Origin of the sequence: Streptococcus hyointestinalis (assembly GCF_011039275.1) — a bacterium.
GTDB classification, from domain to species: Bacteria; Bacillota; Bacilli; order Lactobacillales; family Streptococcaceae; genus Streptococcus; species Streptococcus hyointestinalis_A.
Genome location: NZ_JAAKGB010000001.1, coordinates 734795 through 756861, shown reverse-complemented (window position 1 = coordinate 756861; position 22067 = coordinate 734795). Strand labels below are relative to the sequence as shown.

Below are 22067 nucleotides of genomic sequence, written 5' to 3'. Positions count from 1 at the left end.
TTCTATTTTACACTAAAACAAGCTAAGGTGCGACAAGGATAGCATAACTCACAAGATAAGACCGTTGCTTACAGCAATAGCCTTTTTAACTAATTTGCCGAATGATAGCGTTCGACACCTTTCTTCCAGACCCAGCGTGCCATTAAGGTTCCTAGAACATCCTCGGTTACCATAAAAACGAGATACACCATATACGATTCCCCTTTGACGCTAAAGACAGGAAGGTTTATACTAATCAAAATCGGGTTCCCCCAGGTCAAGTTAATACGAATCGACGATGGGTAAATCGTAAGCGGTCTTGATGAGAACTCCATCACGTACTCCGGTAAACCAGGGACACTATTTGCATTGTCCCTCCATAAAACAACTGAAACAGTCAGTTGGTTCAATAATAACAGTAAATCAGTAGCCAGCAATATACTGATAATGAAGAAAACAATCTGGCTCCATTCTAGCTTGTAACTTAAGAATAAGTATAGCTGTATCATCACACTGATAATCAGGTCACAAATACTAGGAATATCAAGTCGAGACAGGGCAATTTACCAAACCGAATCTACTGGCTTTAGGAGTGTAGCGTCTAACTCACCCTCTAGGATGGTCTCTACTAAATACTCATGTGATCTGACAAATCAGGTCTGATAAAGAAAGGTGCTGGTTGATGAGGTTGCCATCATAAGCTGTTTCTCTTGTCCGGTAAATCCTAAAAGGGTATCTGTGTATTCAAAGAAAACAAAACCAGCAATCTTCTCTAAAGCAAAGAATAAAGAACCAGGCACAAAGGTGCTGACAGCCGTTTGACGATTGATACGTACCTCTTGGATGCTGTGACGTACCAACCTTTTCCATTAAGTATAAGACATCTCACGCCCCCCTTCCTTCGTTACGCTTCAAACCTCGCTTAAAACTCCAACGCTAACCGATTTAAAATACCACAGTCCACAGCAAAGCTAGACTAGTATTTCGCCATATCTCTGCTAAGAGCAAACGGTGTTGCAGGGCAAGTGTGTACTGAAAACCTATTTGTGAGAAAGGATTGTTAACAAGGATGTGCTACAGCGGACTTGGTAGTAAATTTAGTGGAAAGAGCAAACCACCCAGTAATCTCTAAACTGCATTTAAGATTGGTCTACGTGGCCAGGGCTGTATCAGCCTAAATCCTAAATTTGCGATTAAGTTAATCAATAAAGAATACTTCATCAGCTTACTTATCATAAGAACGCTAAATACTAATGTGTAATACCACTCATGGCCCTTCGCTAAAGTGCTGATAATCGCTACAAGTTATAGTAGCAAATACCACAATTTGTCTCCTAAATAGGAGACTAGTTCTTGTCCGAAATACGAATCAGGTCACAATAAATGCGTGGTTAACTCACCTGTATGCACCAAGTGTCCCAGGTTCGCATCCCTTGACATCCCTAAAACAACTGCCCTGAAACTCACAATTATCAAATACCCATACTTCTGAGAGCGGGTAAAGTGACCAATTATACCTTGAGAGCTACTGCTAAAAATCGCTGACCAAGTAAGCAGCGCAACCAGGACGCCAAGCTCCTGATTAAACAGTCCCATACTGACATTAAACTTATAGGTCAGCTGGATTTGATGGTGGTTAATCAAACCGACAGCATATTTTTTCATCTCATCTCCTATCCACCTCAACTAAACTTGCAATAATATCCTCAAAAGGACTGTCATACTTGGTTATCGTTTCAATATCTGCTACCTCTAAGGTAGTAGCTAGTGACTGATAGAGTCTCTCAGTTATCTTGATACTTCTAGCATTTATCTGATACGAAGAAAACTTCTCTGGGACACTTGATTGAATGGTAATCACGACTTCCTTAGGCGCTCCGTATTTTTTCTTTCAATCAGAAATGGCTAAATCGTCCAATGGTCTCCCCTTTGATAACACCATGACACGTTGACACGTCTCTTCTATATCTTGCATATAGTGGGAGGTCAGCAAAATCGTAACCTTTTCCTTACGGTTAATCTCCTTTCAAAAATGTCTAATGGTACGCTGACTAGTGATATCTAGTCCAATCGTCGGCTCATCTAAAAACAACATCTTAGGAGTGTGAATGAGCGCACAGATTAACTCAAACTTCATGCGCTCACCCAAGGATAAATTGCGGACAGGTGTTTGCAATTTATGGCTAATATCTAGCAACTTGCAAAGCTCTCTCAAACGCTCATCATGATCCTTTCGTGGCACCTCATAGATGACTTTTAACACCTCGAGTGTTTCTTTTGCCGGAAAATCCCTAATCAGCTGACTTTTTTGCCCTAAACCGACACCGATTGATTTTGAATGGTCTTTTTGTCTCAAAGACGGTGTGTAGCTTTGGCTGGAATGACTTCCACTCGTTGGCGTTAAGACACCTGTCAGTAACTTGATTAAAGTTGTCCTACCAGCTCCGTTAGCCCCTAAAAGCCCTATACATTAGCCTTCGCTAATCTCTAAGCTAATCGCTTCAAGCGCAACTAGTGCTTGATAGCGTCTAGTCCAAAAGTCTCTCAGAGACCCCATAAAGCCTGCTGATTTCTCAGATGTCCTATAAACATAGGTTAGCTCTTCTACCTGAATCGTTTCTTTCCTTTCCTCATCAATTTAGCTTCTTTTCTATACTATACCCCTAATCAACCTTCCTAAAATGTTTTTTCAGAATTTTCTGTTTTTATCCAAAAACAAAACCCTAGACGAACTAGGGTTTTGTTTAGGACTAACCTTTGACAACTTGCGTTGCGCTATCAAGGTTTTCATGGTTTTGTAGGGAGGTGCTGATGGCTTTCCTGCCGTCACCTTGCTCTCCAAAGTCAATAGCTGCTTCAATTTTTAGAAGCATGCTTCCTGGTGCAAATTGCTTTTCACCGGTGTATTGACGTAATTGGGCATCCGTGACGGTTTCTAATTTTTCTTGGTTTGGTTGGTTGTAGTTGATATAGACATTGTCCACACCTGTTAGGATGATAAAGAGGTCTACTCCGACAAGCTCAGCTAGAGTCTGGATGGCAAAGTCTTTATCAATGACGGCTTCACTTCCTTCCATTTTCTTGGTGTCTGGCTTTTGCACGACAAGGACACCACCGCCACCGGCTGCGATAACCCCTACACCAGAATCAACAAGCGATTGGATGACTTTTGCATCCTTGCTACCGATTGGTTTTGGAGATGGCACGACCTTGCGCCAACCTCGACCAGCATCTTCCGTGAAGCTAGAGCCCGTCTTTTCCATTTGTTCTTTGGCTTCTTCCTCGCTCAAAAATGGACCGATTGGTTTTGTTGGATTGTCTAAGGAAGGGTCGTCAGCTGACACGATGACTTCTGTCATAATCGTTGCCACATCCTTGTCTATACCTTGCTCCAAGAGTTCGTTATTGAGTGCATTTTCCATCCAAAAGTCGATACTACCTTGGGTCATAGCCACCAAGGTATCCAGTGGCAAAGCTGGATTTTTTTCAGAGTCAGCGGCTGCCTGTTGCCAGAAGAGAGTACCAACTTGCGGACAAGTACCGTGGGTGCTGATGACCTCATGACCTGCCTTAATCAATTTAACCAGTGATTTGACGGTTTGCTCTAGTGCTCCTTGTTGGGCTTTTGCCGATGCGTCTTTTGCTAGGATGGAAGTACCACCCTGAGCCACAACTACTTTTGCTTTTCTATCTGACATATCTTATCCTCTCTTTCCTTTTCCATTTAAAATACCTTGTATATCAATTTGCCCTGTGAAGATTTGGATGCTCCAAACCTCACTGAGAATGGCACTGACAACTGCTGCCCTTTCTTCTTAACCTGTAAAGACCTCTTGCTTATCGTCACGACGCATTTTGACTTAAAGAATCATACCGAGTGCGTAAGCAATCTTGGTCAACAAGTGTTTCTCATAACCACCAGCATAGATGAGGTTAACAGAATAAATGCTTGCAACGCTACCTACGATAAGGTTCTTGGTACGTCCTGGTGTGTTCTTTGCTGCGGCCAGTGTGTATTTCAATTGGAAATGAGCGATAAATGCGTAAAGGATAAGGATGGAAGAAGCTGCCAAGGAAAATCCAAACCGGTAAGCACTCTTTGTAAAGAGGATGGTAATCAGGAACAATTGCACGCAGATGTTAGTAACCAGAAGAGAGTTAACTGGGGCTTTGCTAACATTTTCTTTGGCAAAGAATTTAGGGAAAGAGCCTTCTTTTGCAACTTGGTAAAGCAACTCAGCAGCAAAGAGTGTCCCTGCTAAGATAGCACCAACTACCGAGATGATAACACCGATTTTAACCAGAACAGCGCCCCAGTGACCAACTGCTTTCTCAGGAACATAAGCCATGGCTGGTGTTTTGAGTTCTGCAAGCTCTGGACGTGTCATGATACCAAGGGACAACTCGCTGTTAAGAACGTTAACAGATACCATAGTGAGGAGTGCAAGGATACTAGCTTTACCAATATCTGAGCTTGCTTTTGCACGTCCTGAGTAGACTACCGCTCCTTCACTACCGATTAAGACCCAAACAGCGGTTTGCATGGTAGAGTTGACTTGTTCACGTACTGTGCTACCAGTCGCTACACCCCAAATATCATGTGAGAAAATATCCAGTTTGAATGCCTAAACAGATGCTCTCATAAAGTTAACCAGTGGCACCAACTTGGCAATGGTAACGATCGTGTTGATTAAGGCTGCTGTACTAACCCCACATAAGATAAGGAAGTGCACGCACCAAAGCACTCTACTGGCTCCGATGATAGTAGCGACGTTGTTTCCATCACCTAAGAACTTAAAGAAATAACCTTGAGAGCTAAAGAGTAGAGCAGCATAGGCTACTTTACCAAGCCAAGCTGATAGCCAGTAACCCCAAGCTGAGTTGAGGCCCTTGAAGTTACCTAATCCTTCTTTAGCGTAAAAATAACTACCTGCAGTCAGGTCAGGTCGTTTTTAGGAGTGTTTTTGGAAACACAGTCCAAATGTTCCCTTCCCTACAGCTGTAATTCCCCAAGCTCTCAGCATAGGAATCAGCCCTGCACCCTTACTCATGTTTTGCATTAAGTCAAAGATACCACCACCAATGAGTAAGCCGATGACAAGCATGGTCTATAGCAATCGAACTAATTTATTGTCTTCCTTCTTAAGAGACGACCTCCTTCAATGAAAAAGCCGCCCTGATTCTGATTAAGACGACCAGAACCAGAACGACTGGAATGTTCACTTTTGTCTAAACTTTTGGAATGTAGAGGTTTCCTAAAGTAGCTGCCATGACTGCTTTAATTGTGTGCATACGGTTTTCAGCTTGGTCAAAATGACGAGCGTATTTGCTGCGGAAGACTTCGTCAGTCACTTCCATTTCTGTTACGCCATATTTTTCAGCAACGTCTTTACCATATACAGTGTCAGTGTCGTGGAAAGATGGCAAGCAGTGTAAAAAGATAAGGTTTTCATTGTCCGCTTTCTTGACCTAATCCATGTTAACTTGATAAGGTTTCAAATGAGCTACACGTTCTGCGAATTTGTCTTCCTCACCCATAGATACCCTAACGTCTGTGTTGAGGACACCTGCGCCTTTGACCGCTTCATCAGCGTCTTCTGTGCTAAAGATACGAGCACCGCTTTCTTTAGCAAAGCCTTCAGCGTGTTTCTCGGTTTCTTCATCTGGGTAGAGTTCTTTTGATAAAAAGTTATAAACATTGACACCAAGGATAGCTCCTGTAACGAGCAAGCTGTTAGCTACGTTGTTGCGTCCCTCACCACAGTTGACACGTGTCAAACCTTCTAATTTTCCAAAGTTTTCTTGAACAGTAAGGAAGTCGGCAAGCATTTGTGTTGGGTGCCTTTCGTCTGTCAATCCGTTCCAGACAGGCACACCTGAGTATGCGGCCAACTCTTCGACCATACGTTGGCTAAAGCCACGGAACTCAATCCCATCAAACATACGACCAGGAACTTTTGCTGTATCTTCCGTTGCTTCTTTTTTGCCTAATTGGATGTCGTTTGCACCGAGGTATTCTGGATGAGCACCAAGGTCAATAGCTGCAGCTGTGAAAGCTGAACGAGTACGTGTTGAGGTTTTTTCATAAAGTAGAGCATTGTTTTTACCAGCTAAATAGTGATGTTCACTGTTACGTTTTTTCATATCTTTCAAATGAGCTGATAAGCCAATGAGATATTCTAATTCCGCCCGTGTGAACTCTTTCTCTACTAAAATACTTCTTCCTTGAACTACTGATGTCATAGTTATGTCCTCTTTCTTTTGGTTTATTTGTTTTTATTTTTTATCAAATGGAGTATCAAATCAACTGTTTTTCCAGCGACTGACAGCGCACGCCATCTTCGGTGTAGATACTACCAACTGGGTGCTAACCTACACTTTCGTAAAATGTCTTGGCGCTTAGCTCGCTATGGATGACTAATGTCCGGTTCCCTGCTGTTTTCGCATGGTCTTCTAAGGATGCTCTCACTTGTGCACCGTTGCCCTGCCCTCGGTAGTCCTTTCAGGTCACAATCCGTGTGAGCCGTGCCTCGTCTCTAGACTCAAGGAGTAAACGCCCTGTTGAGACTGGCTGCCTACCATCTTAAGCCACCGCATCGAACGTCCCCTTTTCGTCATGGCTATCAAACTCATCAGCCCTATCAATGCCCCTCTCTAGGACACAGACATGAAAGCGAATGTTGAGACTAGCTGCCCTCTGAAAAGCTCCTGCGCCTACTTTTACTGTTACCATAATCGTCACCTACACTTGTTGGAATCTAAATGTCCTCACGTTCACATGGCTTGGACATGCAACGAGGTCCACCACGTCCACGAACCTATTCACTTCCGTGAATCTTGATGAGACATAAGCCTCTAGCTTCTAGGCTAACGTTGGTGCTAGTGTTACGGTTGTTAACTACTCCTACACCAGGGGCAATAGTGAGGGTATTTGAGCCGTCGTTCCAGTGCTCACGTCCAGCTGCGACACGGTTTTCACCACCACAGCGGATAAGCTCAACCTTTTCAACGTCTAGTTTTTCAGCTAGTAATGCGGCCAGGTCACCGTGTTCTTCCTTGCTTTTCACATCATCATCAACATACGTCACACTGTACACCTTGCGGTCATCTTCGGTTTCTAGGTGAATTGTAAACTTATCATAGTTAACCATGGCAAAGACGGTATCTAGGTGCATGAACTTGCGGTTATTTGCGAATTCCATGGCAAGAATTTTCTTAAAGCCTAGGTTTTCTCTAAAGATATTGATGAGGAGTTTCTCGAATGACGCTGCGTCTGTCCGTTGAGAAATACCAACTGCTAGCACGTCCTTAGTGAGAACCTACTCATCCCCACCTTCGATACGAGTGTTTTCAGTGCGGTTGTTGACACGTGGCACTTCTCCACCGTATTCTGGGTGCTAAATAAAAATCTCTTTTCCATAAATGGTTTCTCGGTTACGTGTTTCTGAGAACATGTGGTTAAGCGATACCCCGTTGCCGATTGTTGAAAATGGGTCACGTGTGAAGTAGAGGTTTGGCACTGGGTAGATGGAAAATGGATAGTCAGCTTCTACCAAGTCTGTCAGTCCCTTAGCGTCTTCAGGAGTTTCTAGCAACTCTGCTCTTTGCACACCTGCCATGGTCTTTTCAACCAGTTCTTTGCTGTCCTTGATGGACTTGAGAAGCTCACGAATAGCAGCCTCTGTTTGGCGTCCACGGATGTTGGCTTCTTCTAGATATTCATCGTTATACTGCTCTCTAATTTCTGGAGTGTGTAGCGATTCTGCTACCAAGTCTTCCAAGTTGAGAACTTCTACGCCTTCATCTCTTAGAGCTTGAACAATAGCATCGTGCTCTTTTTGAGCATCTTCCAAGAAAGGAATATCATCAAAGAGCATGCGTTCCAAGTAGTCTGGCACCAGGTTCTCAGTTTCCTTTCCTGGACGATGAAGCTTAACCCTTTTTATGCGTCCAATTTCAGTATATACATGAATTGGTGCTTGAATAGTCCTATGGTGCATCTCCTTTCCTATGCATTGTTTATGCGCTTACAATACTGATGTTTTTTTATCACTTTCTTACTTACAGTGATAGGATAGGACTCTTTCTTATATGAAAGCGGTTATTCATCACAATTATTTTGTTAAATACCTCACACTTTTTATCATCAAAACTTAAAAATCTCCAAATGTTTGCTATTACATTTAAATTTTTTTTATTTTTGTGCAAAATACGAAATTTAATGAATTCCATATTTTTTCCTAAATCAAAATAACAGACGATACTTCGTTCGTCTGCTTCATTTCAGTTATTTCTTTCTTTTTTTTTGGAAATAGTAGAATCCAAAGACAGCACTGATGCTAACGCTGTTGGTCGCATAAAGACCGATTTGATTGCCTGTCGTTTGCGTTGTCTTTTCAGCACTGTTGCTTACTGTTGCGGTTACACCGTTTGCGGCACTTTCTGTTTTAGCAGCAGCTTCATCTTGCTTTTTTATCGCATTAGCCAGTTTTTGGATGGACTTGTCCGTACCACCCTTTTCCTTGTTGGTTCGTGTCATCTCTTTTTCCACTGCTCTCATTTGCTTGAAGAGTTTCTCAGTGCGCTCTAGTGAGTCCTTGGTCACTTCTTTGCTGGCTGCCTTAGCGTCTGCGTCGGTTTCACCTGTGTATTTGGCGTCACGAGCTGCCTGTTCTGCGATTTCCTCTTTCTCAGGCGCTTGCCATTTTTCCTTGATAGAGCTTCCAAAGATATCCCAGTTTTGTGCAACCATTTGGTCAATGTGCCATGCTACCCAGTAGAAGGAGTTCTTGTTGTACTGTCCATCTTTTGGCTTTAAGGCTTTGCAAGTGTCTGTCACTGTACCGTAAAATGAGCTGTAAGGGGTGTTACGTGATGGGGCACTGCTGAGCCACATGATTGAGGACATAGAGGATGGCAAGTCTTTCTTGACTTGATAGTAGTGAGCGTCTACGACGTTATCATTACCCGGGGCATACTTGTATTTGTCGCCATCTTCGTGAGCATTGACCTCTGGACGACCATGCGCACCCCGTTTATCGTTAAGGTCGTTTGGTAAGAAGCCTTCTCTGAGCGTTTCAAAGCGGTTACGTTGAATAGCACTGACGTCCTCAACAGAGCAGCGACGGTTTGGATCCGTCGGCGTTTGCAAAAAGTCATAGGATTGGTCAATTTAGCCAACCTTGGAGTCAGGTTCCATGAGCTTGAAACCTGCATAGGCCCGTGAGCGGTTACCAGCTAGATAGTAGTCTGTGTTGCAGGAGTTTGCGTTATAAAACTTACCATCCACTTCTTTGCAGTGATTAGCTTTTTCAGCGACTGCTTCAACATCCTTAGAGGCAATGACTTTGGCCGTGTCACTAAAGTCGACATTACCTAAAAAGTACATGTTTGGATAGATAGAGTATTTATCATCTGGATACTTGTTGGCAACGTATTGGTGTCCAGTGAGGATTTCCATGTTCCAGTGTTCGTTTTGGTCAGCACTGACAATGATATTCCCCTCTGCAGCACCCTTTTTATCCAGGACTTTTGCAGTCAGCTCAATCCCTCCTCGTACTGTCTTGAGACGTGGTAAACCGAGACTGACACAGATAGATTCAGCACGAACGTCTTTAACCTAAGGGTCCACTTTTAAAATCTTATCATTTGGATAAGCGGAGGTGGTTACTGTCATGCTGACACCGAATTCATTTTGCCCGTGTGCGCCATAGATACCTTCATCAGTGTCACGACTAACGTCAGGCACAGAGGTGTACTTGTACTCATGCGCCATATGCGGATTGGTAAAGCCATTTGACTTATCCACTAGTTTTGCACCCTTTTTGTAATCTTTTGCCTTGGTCACAATATAGTTTTTATTGTGAGCACCTGGCCGTGGCAAAATAGGATAGTCCTCAATCCGACCGTAAAGCACATAGCCGTCTGTGGTGAGGTTACGTCCGATGATAAAGGACGAACAAGCCTCAGCTGATTGCCATGGGCATAAAGCCAAGGAAGCGACTGCTACCAACGTATAGCGAAATCTCTTTTTCATCATGAGTCCTCCTTGCAAAATAGATGATTGAGACAGATAATCTCAATGTTTTGTTCGTATACCAGCCAAATCAAGCTGTTTTCTTAAACAAAACTTAATTCATCCAAATTATAACCCTATTTGAGACTCTTTGCAAGCGCTTTTCTGAATATTCTCAAAAATATATACTAAATAATGACGGCTCTAAAATAACACCTCCACGCCATATCGCAAAAGTGTTTTTCTGATTATTCCCTAAACTATCTCAAAAATTTCAAAATATAATCCCTGTCCAAAAAGACGATCTACTTGTGGTCAATAGCACTCAGGTGCTTCTTTTTCATATCCAGAATAACACGGCTTACCGTCTCTCGCGTCGTTCCACTAATCACCGCTACTTCACTGGTTGTCAAAGCATTAGGAAAATGCGAGTCCACCTCACCTAGCTCCTTGTGCAAAATAGCACGGCTCTACTCCCCCCGCATGCTAGCACTTGCGGTCACGACATTACGCACACGCAACTCATGCAGACGCAAGAGTCTAGTAAGCCTGACATAGAGGTGCTTCATCTGGTAGACACTCGCTGCTGAAAACTCCTCAAAAAGCTCTGTCGGCACACAAAAATACTCTACTTCCGTCATGGCCTGCGCTGAAAAGCGGTTTACCTCATCCTCAAAAAGCCCCTCATAAGGAAAGATATTGTGCGACGTGATAAAGTCTGTGTAGGTTTACGTCCCCTAAGTATCACTGTGCTCGTTACGCACATAACCTGTTACGACGATCTCCAGCCTATCTCTAACATCCCCCTCAAAAATGAGAATGTGCTCCTTGGGCACTTTTCGTTTTTTGATCTGCAAAGCCAGCTCATCAATCTGTTCATTAGGAAGAAGTCTAAAATCATCTAAATTCCGTAAAAAGCGGTAGTCCTCTTTCGTTATCTTGCCTTTATCTTATCAAAAAAAAGCGCTTTTATCAAAAATCTTTCCATTCTCTAGTCCTAAAAAAGCGCTTTTTCACTTTTATGACGTTTTTTGTTATACTAAAGAAAACAAGAGAAAATTCTCTGAATAGAAAAGTATCCAGACAACTACTCATTAGACTTGTTATTTGTGAAAATACCATCCATACCCAACATGAGCCACAAGAAAAGCTCAATGACACCTGCGTTCATGTTACGCAAGCCTCACTCTCTCGTGACATGAAAGAGCTTTATCTGGCTAAAGTTAATGACAACGGCACTCCTTATTATGTGATTCTGAGCGTCTCCCTCTCACACTGGGAAAATCGCTTGCGCCTCTACATGGAAGCTGCCCTGGTCATGCTACAGGTTGTCCAAAATCACATCATCCTCAAAACCCTTCCTGGTCTTGCCCAGTCTTTTGGTTCTTTCCTTGCTTCTATCGAAATCGCTGAACTCGTAGGAACGGTCTGTGGAGTCGACACTTGTCTCATCATCTGCGAAGACCATGAAAAAGCCTAAGCCTGCTTTAACATCCTTTCTCAGTATACCCCGCCCTTCTTTTTCAGTGATAAGAGTGAATCATATAGACTTCCAAAAGGAAGTCTTTTTTGATTATTTTGCGTTTGAGTAATCTGAAACTTGTTTTTTATCACGTCCTTTTCGTTCGATACGCCCTACACCTTCAACTTTTGCAAAAAGTGTATCATCTCCCCCACGACCACCTATTACACCTGGATAGATGTGTGTACCCCGTTGACGGTAAAGGATAGTACCGCCTGTTACAGTTTGACCGTCTGCTGCCTTAGCACCAGGACGTTTGCTCTCAGTGTCACGTCCGTTTGATGTTGAACCTCCACCCTTTTTGTGGGCGAAGTATTGTAAGTTTGAAAGATTAAGTTTAATCTTGAGTTTTTCCTTTCGTTGAACAGTGCCGAATGAGGGGTGTCGCTACATAGTTACTTTCATTTTCAGCGTGATTCTCAGGCCCTCTCACCACTGATTCAAAAAGCGTCTGCCTCACCGTATCATCTGCTCTTGTCAGGTTATGTGGCTTTTGAATAACCAAATAACCACCATCGTCTACCATTTCCACCTGCGGCATCTTCCGCGTCACTGCTTCAACAGAATTAGCAAAGTTATGAGCCAACATGGACACCGAGGCGCATCTCACATCAAAGCCATGCTCACCGCTACCAGCTTGTCCTGTGATAGTCATCTCAGACCAGTCAGAAGCTTCCTCTGTAAATATTGCTTGCATCATTGTTATTATGCGTTGCTAACGTTGATAACAACCTTTGTATTAGGTTGACAATGTCCTTGTTTACGGTGTCTACCTTTTTTAGGTTTGTATTTGTAAGTAACAACTTTCTCTTGTTTGCCTTGTTTTTCAACAGTACCAACTACGCTAGCACCCTCAACGATTGGAGTACCAACTTTTGTTGTTTCACCACCAACCAGAACGACTTGGTCTAATGTTCCCTCTGCTCCTGCTTCAACATCAAGTTTTTCAACGTAGATCGCTTGACCTACTTCAACTTTTACTTGTTTACCACCAGTTTTGATGATTGCGTATGCGCTCATGATGCACCTCCTATAAAAATTTCAGTGATGACTCGCCTAGCACTGTGAGCCTTAGCTACTTAGATACAGTGGTCGTGCGGTTGCACAGGATGCGCATTAGTCAACTTCTCAAGTATACTATATTTTTCTAGCTATGACAAGAGAAAATGTCTAAAAACACTTTCTTTGACAGCTTTTAGCTTCTATCGTTCTATAAAAGCACATCATTGTAAAAACAAGGAGTATATGATGTTTACAGAAAATGCTACCCTAATGCTTTATGTTGAGAATGTCCAGGCAGAGTATGACTTTTGGAAGGATGCTAGTTTTGAGATACTATCTAGGGACACCATCTTGGATTTTGATGCTTTTGATCTGAAACCACATGCAGTTAGCACTTTAACTTTTTAGGTTTACGACAAAGCCTTCATCAAGCACATGTCGCCTGAAGTCGCTGACTTTCAGTCTAGTGTCTTGTTTGAGACACAGGATATTACAATACTGCATGAGCGCATTTCTGGCTTAACTGATAACACCAGTCCGATTACTTCTACTCCCTTTGTATCTTTTTACCTTGCCAGTCCTAGTGGTATCTACTTTGCTGTCAAAGAAAACTAAGACTCTACATGAGAACAAACTACCTACCGCAAGGAAGGTATTTTATGAATAGTCGTTTTCTTTACGCCAGAAGTCTGTTATAGCACCTTTTGCGGAGCTTGAGACAATGTGGGCGTATTTCCCGTGGACTCCACGGGAATCATGTGGTGGTAATGCGGTTTCTGAATGGCGTTTTGCCAGCTCTTCTTCAGAGACTTTCATGGTGCTTTCTTTGGTATCTTGGTAGACAATGACAATATCACCATCTCGTAGATAAGCACTCGGACCGCCATCTTGGGCTTCTGGGGCAATGTGCCAGACAACCAAACCATGAGTACCACCTGAGAAGCGACCATCTGTCATGAGACAGACAGACTCCCCCTGTCCTTTTCCAACAAGGATAGTAGAAAGTGAGAGCTTCTCTGGCATACCTGGACCACCCTTTGGTCCCACATTACGCCCTACAACACCCTCTCCGTCAACAACCTCATCAGCCAGCACGGCATTCACAGCGTCCTCTTCGCTGTTATAGACTTTTGCTGGACCTTCGTGTCTGCGGACTTTAACCCCAGATACCTTGGCAACAGCGCCGTCAGGTGCGAGATTCCCACGAAGGATGATAAGAGGTCCATCCTCCCGTTTTGGCTTATCAAGAGGCATGATGACTTTTTGACCTTCCTTGCGGTCTGGGGCATCTGCTTGATTCTCTGCCTAAGTCTTACCAGTACATGTCAAGCACTCTCCGTGCATTTAGCCGTTTTGCTAGAGGTATTTCTTGACAGCTTGCACACCACCGACATTGTACAAGTCTTGGAAGACATACTGACCACTAGGTTTATGGTCATCTAAATGAGGCACACGGGCTTGAAAAGCATTGAAGTCATCCAAAGTCAACTCCCCATTTGCAGCGTGTGCAATAGCTAAAAGGTGCAAAATAGCATTTGTAGAGCCACCATGTGCCATGACAACGGTGTTAGCATTTTCAAAAGTCTTGCGTGTCATGATGTCTTTAGGCGTGATACCCATCTCAAGCACTTTGACACCTGTACGTCCTGCTTCTTCAACGTCTTTTTTCTTCTCAGCGGATTCTGCTAGGTGAGAAAAGGAACCTGGGATACTCATCCCCATAGCTTCGATAGCGGACGCCATAGTTTTGGCCGTGTACATACCACCACAACCACCAGGGCCTGGGCAGGCGTTGCACTCAATGCGACGGACTTCCTCAGCACTCAAATCACCGTGGCTCCATTGACCAACCCCTTCAAAGACTGAAACAAGGTCAATGTCTTTGCCGTCAAGATTTCCCGGTGCATTGGTACCACCGTAGACAAAGATGGCTGGAATACCAGTGTTTGCTATAGCAACCATAGAGCCTGGCTTGTTCTTGTCCCAGCCACCAATAGCAACCAAGGCGTCACAGTTGTGCCAGCTGATAGCTGCCTCAATAGAGTCTGCGATAATGTCCCGAGACGGATGTGAAAAGCGCTTACCTGGGGTCCCCATAGCGATACCATGCGCAACGGTGTTGGTACCAATCTGAACTGGCCTAGCGCCTTCTGATTTGACACCTTCTTTGGCCAGTTTTCCAAAGTCATGCAGGTGAATGTTACACGGTGTGTTTTCAGCCCAAGTCGAGATTACCCCTACGATTGGCTTTTCCATATTGTCCTCCTGCATACCTGTTGCACGCAGCTTGGCCCTGCTTGGTGAGCGCACCATCCCATCATAGACATGGCTTCTGATACGAAAATCTCTTGTTTCTTCTGTCATTTTTTCCCCTTTCTTGAGTCCGTAGTTAGGACTGATACCTAGTGGGATACGACCTAGACGACTGAGACGTGTCATCTTCCAGACAGGTGTCCAGACAACCTCTACCGACACAGAAGTAAAAGCTTCATTGCTAGTGAGCGCCGTAACTATATCTGCTAGCAAGGTGTCTACCCTAGTACATCCTGCCTCGGTAATGGTACTCACCACTTGACTATGCCCTGCCGCGTCTAAGTTAATCTCATAAACCAATCCCAAATTATAAATATCAAGTTCAATCTCGGGATCATAACCTGCTTGTAATTTTTCTACCAACTGGTCACTTATAGCCAGTGCTCGGTCGTTTATCTTAATGTCCCCTCTTATGGCACCACCTCTTTTTGACTTATTACTATCTGTTATACCACAAATATTTGACTTGTCAGAAAAATCTTAATTCTGTCAACTTGACAGGCACCATATAGCATTTAGCCAGCTTAAACAAGGTCTCTAACTCCCTTTCATCAAGGTGGTCATGTGTTACTAAATCTGTGTAAAATTCTCTACCCTCGTGATAAGTATAGGACGTTTCTTTAAATCCATTACGCTCATAAATAGCACGAAGCTTCAAGCGCTCGTCACAGTTTTTAACGTCGCTCTCTCTAGGCTCAACGGTCCTAACAAGCGCTCGCTAACCTGCTCGCTCCTTGAAACCCTCCAAAATAGCACTGCCGTTGCCTTTTCCTCTCTGAACACCATTCACCGCTAAAAACATGATATTGACTGCTTCTTTGGACTTGACTCTATAAGTAAAGCCTCAAAAAACGTCGCCATCATAGGAAACGTCTAAATGTGTGTGTTTCCGTGTAGCTTATAGCACCAATGGTAAATAAGGAAGGCGCTCATAAGCTGGAAAGGTACTTTCATCATGTTTTTTGACTTTCTTGAATTCTCTTGACAATAGTCTAACTGGTCGTTTTTTCATCTCACCACTTGAGAATGACATGCTCTACCATTTCTTTGCAGGCTGTATCTACTCTTTCTTTCATTGCTGCGTCCTACTCATCCCGGTATTTGCCACCCTCGTTAAAGTCCCCTAAGCTAAATATACGGTAATTATAAAGTTCATAACCTTCTCTACCGTTGGTTCCTTTACTCCAGGCCCTGACACGTGTTGGATGTGCCTTGACCGTCTGATTGGTTGTTTTCTTTCCTTTTTTCCTGAAGGTCACATCCATCAAAAGCCCTCGCTCAATCCACTTGGCATTTTCAACCCCATCCATGGCCTCGTTACGCTGGTTGGACCAGAAATTGCCCATAGTATAAATGATGAACTTCTTATCACCGTCCTCTGTCAGCGTCTCGGCAGGCTCGACCCCGTGCGGATGTCCACCAATGACACCCTCAGCTCCCCAGTCAATCATCTTATTATACTAAGTTCCCTGCTCATCTGTTGGCTTCAATTGGTACTCTACACCCATCTGTGGCTTGACTATGGTAACATCTGCTTCCTTTTCAGCGTTCTGGATTTCTTTTTTCATCTTCCTTTCATCAAGGTCAGACTGATGTTTTTCATAGTCATCAGTGCTGAGACTTTCTTCTAGCCCATTATAGCCATGAGTTTAGCCCAAAATCGCAATTTTAATGCCGTTGACTTCCGTAATTATGATATCCTCTTTTTGGCGATGCTTAGAGTCGAAGCCGATAGTGTCTATACCAAGATTATTAAATATTGACTTGGTATTATGCGCCCCAGCAAGTCCAGTGTCTAGGATCTGATTGTGCGCTAGGTCAACCACACCATAGCCCGGGTCCTTGATAGCCTGCGCAATGCTCTTTGGCGCATTGAACAGCGGATTGCCAGCTTAGTCCTAGTCATCACTAATCGTCACCTCCTAGTCACCGATTGCCATATCAGCTTCCGAAATCCAGTCCGTAACATACTTAAACTAAGGATTGAAACCATAGCTGCCATCTGTCTTTTGCGCACTGGCATAGTGGACTTTATGGATGAAGCTGTCACCATTTGCGACCACTCGTGCTGTCTTGACCGTCTCTCTTGACGTCTGTTTCTGTGAAGAATTAACCACATCTGATGCTGCCCCAACTATCAAAATTGCTGAAAGACTAGCAAGCGAGCTGGCCGTTGTCCACTTGAATTTCATCGTATCTCCTTTCGCTACTCTCATTATAGCATGTGAGACGATAAAGCCTAAGTACAATCCTAGAAATAATCAGAAAAGTAGTGACAAAATAACCTGAGAATTTCTCAGGTTTAAAAGGTATTATTTACCATGTTTTGCCTTAGCTGCGTCAGCAAGAGCTGTAAATGCTGCTGCTTCGTTTACTGCCAAGTCAGCAAGCATTTTACGGTTTACTTCGATTTCAGCTAATTTCCATCCGTGCTTCAATTGTGAGTATGACAATCCATTCATACGAGTGGCCGCATTGAGACGTGGGATCCCCATTTTGCGGAAGTCCCGTTTTTTCTGACGACGGTCCCGGTATGCATAGGAGCAAGAGTTTATTACTTGTTCTTTTGCAGTACGGAACAAGCTGTGTTTTGCACCATAGTTACCTTTAGCTAATTTTATAACACGTTTACGACGTTTGCGTGATACTACGCCACCTTTTACACGAGCCATTTATATATCCTCCGAAAATCTTAATTCAGGAAATGCGTTGCTAATTTCATGTGAGTTAGCATTGACTTGATACGTTTGAAGTCTCCTGAGCTTTCCATAGTAGCGTTACGATGGTGACGACGTTGTTTTTCAGTTTTTCCATAGAAACGGTGTGAAGTGTAAGCACGGATGCGTTTCAATCCACCATAACCTGTACGTTTAAACCGTTTTGCTGATGCGCGGTGTGTTTTTTGTTTTGGCCTGCTAAATTTCTCCTCTTTATAATAGTTAGTGACAATTACTTTTTGTCTGGCATTGGTGCAAGTTGCATGAACATTTGACGTTCATCCATCTTAGCTCTTTGCTCAATAATCGCAATATCTTGCGTTGCTTCAGCAAAGTCCGCCAACCCTTTTGCTCCAATATCTTCGTGAGTATTCATACGTCCTCGCATACGTAGTGAAACTTTTACCTTGTTTCCTTTTTGAAAAAACTTACGACCGTTACAGAGTTTTGTCTCAAAGTCACCTTTATCAATAACAGGACTGAGACGAATTTCCGTAACAGTCACAACGCCTTGTTTCTTGCGTTGTTCTTTACGTTTCTCTTGATACTCTAATTTGAACTTTCCCTAGTCCATAATTTTCGCAACAGGTGACGTAGCTTGCGGTTGGATAAGTACCATATCGACATTAGCTTCATCAGCGATAGCTTGTGCCTCTGACACCTGCTTGATACCTAGCTGTTCACCATCTAGCCCTACTAGACGAACTTCACGAACGCGAATTTCTTCATTAATGTATAGATCTTTTTCAGCTCTGATCTTCACCTCTTCATATTTTATGAGAAAAACGTTAGCGGACTTGCCAACACAAATCCGCACTACGAGTTATATTTCTTGACTGAAACCTGACTTGTAGAGCCTGACACCTATAGTCACAAGGCGAGTAACTCTCACTCCTGCTTTTCTTATTATTAGCATTATAGCATGACTGAGTTAGGCTGTCAATCTTTTTCTGTGCTTTTTCCTGAATAAATTGCACAACGTCTTCGATTGGGATACCGCTAGTGTCTAATGTGATGACGTCCTCAGCTGCTTTTAGCGGAGTAACCTTACGATGGCTGTCTTTGCAGTCCCGCGCAGCACTTTCTTCTTTTATGCGTTCATGATTGGTCTCAATGCCTTTTTCCTGATTCTCCTTATCCCTGCGCTCTGCTCTTTCATCACCTGAGGCAACCAAAATAATCTTGCGTTCCGCATTTGGTATTACGACTGTGCCGATGTCCCGATCATCCATGATAATAGCGCCTTTTTCAGCGATACGGCGCCGTTGAATGACAAGCTCCGTACGTACTTCTGGGATGGCAGCCACCCATGAGACGTTGTTAGTCACATCGTTTTGACGTATAGCAAGTGTCACATCCTCATCACCGACAAAGACTGATTGAGTACCATCTTCCCGTCGTCCAAAAGAACTCGGATACTTCGCTAACAAGTCTAAACTAACGTCTACTTCCTTTTCCGTCAGTTGCTCTTTTATGGCTAACTAAGTTGCCGAGCGATACATAGCCCCAGTGTCTAGGTTAGTATAGCCAAGATTTTATGCAATAATCTTGGCTACTGTACTCTTACCACTAGAAGCTGGACCGTCTATAGCAATACTAATGGATTTCATAAAGACCTCTCTAGTTAATGTTGACTTGGTCACCTGGATTTGCGTACCAGTTACCATGTGTCCTGTGATCAGGATTGAGCTCTTGCAGTTTAGAGACATAGATACCTGCACGAGCAGCGCTAGAGGCTGCCCCTTCTCCGGCCAGGACGGTAATGGTCTCACCGCTACCTTGTGTTAACGATGACTCTTCTGTACTTGATGAACTCTCAGGAGTACTTTCGCTCGTTGTACTCTCACTACCTGCGGTGCTCTCTTGCGTAGCAGACGAAGCTTGGCTAGACCTTTTCCCTACAGATGACGAGCTAGCAAAACCAGCCGTTTCGCTTGCTTAATTGCCACCTCGGTTTGAAGTGTAAATGACACCTAACAAACTAACAACGATAATGATAAAGACGAAGCTTAAACTACCTGTATTCCAGGACGTACTTATAGTATTACGCCTTGAGCGTGCTCCCTCTCTGGCTTCAACGATTTTTTCCTCCCATGGCTCCTTAGCCATGTTATCCCCCTTATTAAATAGGTAAAATCATATTACAATAGGAGTATGAAAGTGAGAATTACTCCAGAAAAATGTATTGCTTGCGGGCTTTACCATACGTATTCAGCGTTACTTGACTGTGATGACGAGGGACTCGTTGTATTAGCAAATACAGACGCTAAAGAATGCCCTATCGCCCCAGATGACAGCGATACTATCACTGCCGTCAAGTCATACCCACCCTAGGCTCTTACGATTTTGTAAGAGCTTTTTTCTTATTTTCATAAATCTTAAAATAGTCTAGCTTGATGAGCTTGTCCACTAGTACAACCTCGCCGTGAAAGGCTGGATCAACCACCAGCGCTTCATTGAAGTATTTTATAGGCCACTTGCGCTTGTAAATAGTGCGCTTGTCTTGATTTTTGACATACAGTGTCCCAGCTGACTTGGTCACTTCCCCTTTGGTGATGTCTTCTAGCGGAATATGAGATTCACTATAGATATTTAAAGAAACAATCCCTAGCTAACCGTTTTCATTGACTAAGTAGCGGTGAATCCCTGCGCCAATCAAAACGATAAATATAGCAAATAAATTCATGACTTGCCTTGATACTGTGAGATTTTCAATAATCAAAGAGGCCCCCAGTTAGATGGGAATAAAGGCGATAGTCCAATAGATTATCACCCTAGACTACTCAGGTTACCATTGGTACCTTTCCTTTCCCAAGAGTTTTATCATGTAACTCTCCTTTAGACCTGTGGCTCTTGGACCATACCGATTATCACATCAACTGCTTTTTGCATGGCTTCATGACTGACAAACTCATTACGTCCGTGCTTGTTCTCACCACCTGCAAATAAGTATGGCGTTGGAATTCCCATGAAAAAATTTTTAGAGCCATCTGTTCCCCCACGAATCGGCTCGTTGATTGGCTTGATCTCCAACTCTTTCTTGACCTTTTCAACGATGGTGCTAGGTGTCCTGTCTTTTTCGATGACTTTTTTCTTGTTATAATATTGGTCATAGTGGTTGTCTTTGACACGCTCTGTATCTTAGTTCGCATTCATCTTGCTAGCAATAGTCTCACCCTACTCTTTTCGTTTTTTGAAGTCCCCGTCCTCAAAATCACGGATGATATAGGCACTTTTTGCCTCTTCGACTGTTCCCTCTAATGAAGCTAAATAGAAATAACCTTGGTAGCCGTCTGGCAGCTCTGGACGGTCAGCGTCTGGCAATTGATTATGAAAAGCAATAGCTAACTGTAAAGCGTTGACCACTTGATTATTAGCTGTTCCTGGGTGGACATTGCGCCCTAAAAATGGCAGCTCTAGCCCTGCAGCACTGTTAGTCTCGTACTGCAACTCACCAAGAGGTCCACCGTCTACAGTGTAGGCAAAGTCGACGTCTTAGTCTTCAACGTCTTACTTATCTGCTCCAACACCTATCTCCTCGTCTGGCCCAAAACCTACACGAATCTCACCGTGCGGAATCTCAGGATGTTCAGCTTAGTAAGCCATAGCTGTCATAATCTCTGCAATCCCTGCCGTGCCGTCAGCTCCTAAAAGCGCTGTGCCGTCAGTTGTTATAAGCGTGCGTCCGACATTACCATCTAGCGCTGGAAAAGCAGTAGGCCTAAGAACAAAACCTGAATCGTCTAAAACGATGTCGCCACCTGTAAAGTCAATTACCTGTGGATTTACACCTCCTGCGTTGATGGCAGCGGTGTCCATATGAGCGATAAAGCCGATTTTGCGGGTCAATGCGGTGCTAGTTGCTAGTAACGTCCCTACCAGATTACCATTTTCACGCAAATAATGCACGTTCTTTAGCCCAATGGCTTCCCTTTCTAGCGTTAGGACATTGAGGGCAAAGTCTACCTGGCTTTGTGTAGTTGGGGTTGTCTCACTCTCTGGATTTCGACGTGGGTTTACTTTGACATAGGTCAAAAAACGTTCTTATAATTGTTGATCTGACATAATTCACCTCATTTTTATTCTCTCCTATTATAGCAGAAATTCTGAAATCTCTGTTATAGATTTAGCAAAATTTTGCGAAGAAATATTATAATCTTCCTCTAAAGCTTTGTTAACAAGAGGTCCGTAGCTGCGATGTAGAATGCGACTATCTGGATTGACTACTGCAGCTTTTTGCTGCGGTCGTCTCTGGGTCCTGCCAATAGCGTGTTTTATTTTTATGACTGCTAAAGGAAGGAAATAGTCCCAAAAAGGCTGTTTGCCTTGCGCTTTTATGTGCGTATCTAATTTTTTGGCTAAGGGGTCTTTTGGATTGTCAAAGGGCATGCGAGTTACTTGCTCAATCATGTGGTCGGCCTGCACAAAATCAACGCCCCCCCAGTTAGCGCCTGTCCCAAGACGAACGGTGCTATCGCCTCTATCTTAGCGCTTTTTAAGCTGATAAGGCGTGCCGTTC

General features: G+C 43.5%; 17 protein-coding genes, 14 pseudogenes and 1 other annotated feature. Of the genes and pseudogenes, 4 read left to right on the top strand and 27 right to left on the bottom strand.

What is annotated here, in order from left to right; genetic code table 11:
* Positions 1 to 89: 89 nt before the first annotated feature.
* The 13 genes and pseudogenes from G5B60_RS11770 to G5B60_RS11390 all read right to left on the bottom strand — a co-directional run bounded on the left by G5B60_RS11770 (position 90) and on the right by G5B60_RS11390 (position 10635).
* Complete coding sequence (locus G5B60_RS11770) at positions 90 to 536, bottom strand: ABC-2 family transporter protein (RefSeq protein ID WP_430523656.1); 447 nt, start codon at positions 534 to 536, stop codon at positions 90 to 92.
* A 96-nt stretch (positions 537 to 632) separates the two neighbouring features.
* Positions 633 to 839 carry a hypothetical protein gene (locus G5B60_RS03660; protein ID WP_164682722.1) on the bottom strand — a complete coding sequence of 69 codons (207 nt, stop codon included), beginning with the start codon at positions 837 to 839 and terminating at the stop codon, positions 633 to 635.
* 514 nt (positions 840 to 1353) lie between these two features.
* Complete coding sequence (locus G5B60_RS03655; protein WP_164682720.1) at positions 1354 to 1644, bottom strand: hypothetical protein; 291 nt, start codon at positions 1642 to 1644, stop codon at positions 1354 to 1356.
* A 1-nt stretch (position 1645) separates the two neighbouring features.
* Positions 1646 to 1840, bottom strand: coding sequence for a hypothetical protein (locus G5B60_RS03650; protein WP_164682718.1), 195 nt, complete (start codon positions 1838 to 1840; stop codon positions 1646 to 1648).
* A gap of 165 nt (positions 1841 to 2005) precedes the next feature.
* The gene (locus G5B60_RS03645) at positions 2006 to 2446 is read right to left on the bottom strand and encodes an ATP-binding cassette domain-containing protein (RefSeq protein WP_164684148.1); all 441 of its coding nucleotides are present in this window, start codon (positions 2444 to 2446) and stop codon (positions 2006 to 2008) included.
* 283 nt (positions 2447 to 2729) lie between these two features.
* Entirely contained in the window at positions 2730 to 3677 is a 948-nt protein-coding gene (locus tag G5B60_RS03640) for a carbamate kinase (RefSeq protein ID WP_164682716.1), read from the bottom strand.
* 3 nt (positions 3678 to 3680) lie between these two features.
* Positions 3681 to 5084: pseudogene (locus G5B60_RS03635) on the bottom strand (basic amino acid/polyamine antiporter).
* 124 nt (positions 5085 to 5208) lie between these two features.
* Positions 5209 to 6222, bottom strand: a pseudogene (argF, locus tag G5B60_RS03630) (ornithine carbamoyltransferase).
* Positions 6223 to 6277: 55 nt separating this feature from the next.
* Positions 6278 to 6712: pseudogene (locus G5B60_RS03625) on the bottom strand (GNAT family N-acetyltransferase).
* Between the two features lie 85 nt (positions 6713 to 6797).
* Positions 6798 to 7979: pseudogene (locus G5B60_RS03620) on the bottom strand (arginine deiminase).
* A gap of 287 nt (positions 7980 to 8266) precedes the next feature.
* Positions 8267 to 10015 (bottom strand): annotated as a pseudogene (locus tag G5B60_RS03615) (dipeptidase).
* Between the two features lie 284 nt (positions 10016 to 10299).
* Positions 10300 to 10452, bottom strand: a complete 153-nt coding sequence (locus G5B60_RS11395; protein ID WP_241154489.1) for a helix-turn-helix domain-containing protein — start codon at positions 10450 to 10452, stop codon at positions 10300 to 10302.
* Positions 10453 to 10464: 12 nt separating this feature from the next.
* Positions 10465 to 10635, bottom strand: a complete 171-nt coding sequence (locus G5B60_RS11390) for a hypothetical protein (RefSeq protein ID WP_241154488.1) — start codon at positions 10633 to 10635, stop codon at positions 10465 to 10467.
* 422 nt (positions 10636 to 11057) lie between these two features.
* Here G5B60_RS11390 and G5B60_RS03605 point away from each other — a divergent pair, with 422 nt between their 5' ends.
* On the top strand, positions 11058 to 11474 hold the full coding sequence (locus G5B60_RS03605; RefSeq protein WP_164684146.1) for an arginine repressor: 417 nt from the start codon (positions 11058 to 11060) through the stop codon (positions 11472 to 11474).
* Positions 11475 to 11567: 93 nt separating this feature from the next.
* Here G5B60_RS03605 and rpmA read toward each other — a convergent pair whose 3' ends face one another.
* Genes rpmA through rplU form a run of 3 tightly spaced genes read right to left on the bottom strand, consistent with a single transcriptional unit; the run spans position 11568 to position 12536 of the window.
* The gene (gene rpmA, locus G5B60_RS03600; protein ID WP_164684144.1) at positions 11568 to 11858 is read right to left on the bottom strand and encodes a 50S ribosomal protein L27; all 291 of its coding nucleotides are present in this window, start codon (positions 11856 to 11858) and stop codon (positions 11568 to 11570) included.
* Positions 11854 to 12216, bottom strand: a complete 363-nt coding sequence (locus G5B60_RS03595; protein ID WP_164682714.1) for a ribosomal-processing cysteine protease Prp — start codon at positions 12214 to 12216, stop codon at positions 11854 to 11856. The genes rpmA and G5B60_RS03595 overlap by 5 nt, the downstream gene beginning before the upstream one ends.
* A 5-nt stretch (positions 12217 to 12221) precedes the next feature.
* A complete protein-coding gene (rplU, locus tag G5B60_RS03590) occupies positions 12222 to 12536 on the bottom strand; it encodes a 50S ribosomal protein L21 (protein WP_164682712.1) in 315 nt (104 codons plus the stop codon).
* Between the two features lie 18 nt (positions 12537 to 12554).
* Positions 12555 to 12628 (bottom strand) — a sequence feature (ribosomal protein L21 leader region).
* A gap of 133 nt (positions 12629 to 12761) precedes the next feature.
* Between rplU and G5B60_RS11385 the strand changes: the two genes are divergently transcribed.
* Complete coding sequence (locus G5B60_RS11385; protein WP_241154487.1) at positions 12762 to 12926, top strand: hypothetical protein; 165 nt, start codon at positions 12762 to 12764, stop codon at positions 12924 to 12926.
* Between the two features lie 27 nt (positions 12927 to 12953).
* The gene (locus G5B60_RS11380) at positions 12954 to 13133 is read left to right on the top strand and encodes a hypothetical protein (RefSeq protein WP_241154486.1); all 180 of its coding nucleotides are present in this window, start codon (positions 12954 to 12956) and stop codon (positions 13131 to 13133) included.
* A 42-nt stretch (positions 13134 to 13175) separates the two neighbouring features.
* Here G5B60_RS11380 and G5B60_RS03580 read toward each other — a convergent pair.
* From G5B60_RS03580 to G5B60_RS03545, 8 genes and pseudogenes are all read right to left on the bottom strand, one after another.
* Positions 13176 to 14882, bottom strand: a pseudogene (locus tag G5B60_RS03580) (dihydroxy-acid dehydratase).
* 108 nt (positions 14883 to 14990) lie between these two features.
* Positions 14991 to 15194 (bottom strand): annotated as a pseudogene (locus tag G5B60_RS11565) (metal-sulfur cluster assembly factor); the annotation flags it as partial.
* Between the two features lie 650 nt (positions 15195 to 15844).
* Positions 15845 to 17023, bottom strand: a pseudogene (locus G5B60_RS03570) (CapA family protein).
* Positions 17024 to 17143: 120 nt separating this feature from the next.
* Positions 17144 to 17503 carry a 50S ribosomal protein L20 gene (rplT, locus tag G5B60_RS03565; RefSeq protein WP_164682710.1) on the bottom strand — a complete coding sequence of 120 codons (360 nt, stop codon included), beginning with the start codon at positions 17501 to 17503 and terminating at the stop codon, positions 17144 to 17146.
* A 20-nt stretch (positions 17504 to 17523) separates the two neighbouring features.
* The gene (rpmI, locus tag G5B60_RS03560; RefSeq protein ID WP_164684142.1) at positions 17524 to 17781 is read right to left on the bottom strand and encodes a 50S ribosomal protein L35; all 258 of its coding nucleotides are present in this window, start codon (positions 17779 to 17781) and stop codon (positions 17524 to 17526) included.
* Positions 17781 to 18311: pseudogene (infC, locus tag G5B60_RS03555) on the bottom strand (translation initiation factor IF-3). Before infC ends, rpmI begins: the two are co-directional and overlap by 1 nt.
* 175 nt (positions 18312 to 18486) lie before the next feature.
* A pseudogene (cmk, locus tag G5B60_RS03550) lies at positions 18487 to 19158 on the bottom strand ((d)CMP kinase); the annotation flags it as partial.
* Between the two features lie 10 nt (positions 19159 to 19168).
* Positions 19169 to 19657 (bottom strand): annotated as a pseudogene (locus tag G5B60_RS03545) (SAG1386/EF1546 family surface-associated protein).
* Between the two features lie 45 nt (positions 19658 to 19702).
* Between G5B60_RS03545 and G5B60_RS03540 the strand changes: the two are divergent.
* On the top strand, positions 19703 to 19882 hold the full coding sequence (locus tag G5B60_RS03540) for a ferredoxin (RefSeq protein WP_164682708.1): 180 nt from the start codon (positions 19703 to 19705) through the stop codon (positions 19880 to 19882).
* Positions 19883 to 19886: 4 nt separating this feature from the next.
* Here the strand turns inward: G5B60_RS03540 and G5B60_RS03535 are convergent.
* From G5B60_RS03535 to G5B60_RS11370, 3 pseudogenes are all read right to left on the bottom strand, one after another.
* A pseudogene (locus G5B60_RS03535) lies at positions 19887 to 20321 on the bottom strand (EbsA family protein).
* Positions 20322 to 20386: 65 nt separating this feature from the next.
* Positions 20387 to 21583: pseudogene (pepT, locus tag G5B60_RS03530) on the bottom strand (peptidase T).
* 57 nt (positions 21584 to 21640) lie between these two features.
* A pseudogene (locus G5B60_RS11370) lies at positions 21641 to 21997 on the bottom strand (helicase C-terminal domain-containing protein); the annotation flags it as partial.
* Between the last annotated feature and the right edge of the window lie 70 nt (positions 21998 to 22067).

What these genes read in the sequence shown, in the direction of transcription:
- G5B60_RS03655 (WP_164682720.1), bottom strand. Translation starts at nt 1,644, where the DNA reads ATGAAAAAATATGCTGTCGGTTTGATTAACCACCATCAAATCCAGCTG.
- rplT (WP_164682710.1), bottom strand. Translation starts at nt 17,503, where the DNA reads ATGGCTCGTGTAAAAGGTGGCGTAGTATCACGCAAACGTCGTAAACGT.
- G5B60_RS03595 (WP_164682714.1), bottom strand. Translation starts at nt 12,216, where the DNA reads ATGATGCAAGCAATATTTACAGAGGAAGCTTCTGACTGGTCTGAGATG.
- G5B60_RS03640 (WP_164682716.1), bottom strand. Translation starts at nt 3,677, where the DNA reads ATGTCAGATAGAAAAGCAAAAGTAGTTGTGGCTCAGGGTGGTACTTCC.
- rplU (WP_164682712.1), bottom strand. Translation starts at nt 12,536, where the DNA reads ATGAGCGCATACGCAATCATCAAAACTGGTGGTAAACAAGTAAAAGTT.
- G5B60_RS11380 (WP_241154486.1), top strand. Translation starts at nt 12,954, where the DNA reads ATGTCGCCTGAAGTCGCTGACTTTCAGTCTAGTGTCTTGTTTGAGACA.
- G5B60_RS11390 (WP_241154488.1), bottom strand. Translation starts at nt 10,635, where the DNA reads ATGACGGAAGTAGAGTATTTTTGTGTGCCGACAGAGCTTTTTGAGGAG.
- G5B60_RS11385 (WP_241154487.1), top strand. Translation starts at nt 12,762, where the DNA reads ATGATGTTTACAGAAAATGCTACCCTAATGCTTTATGTTGAGAATGTC.
- G5B60_RS03540 (WP_164682708.1), top strand. Translation starts at nt 19,703, where the DNA reads ATGAAAGTGAGAATTACTCCAGAAAAATGTATTGCTTGCGGGCTTTAC.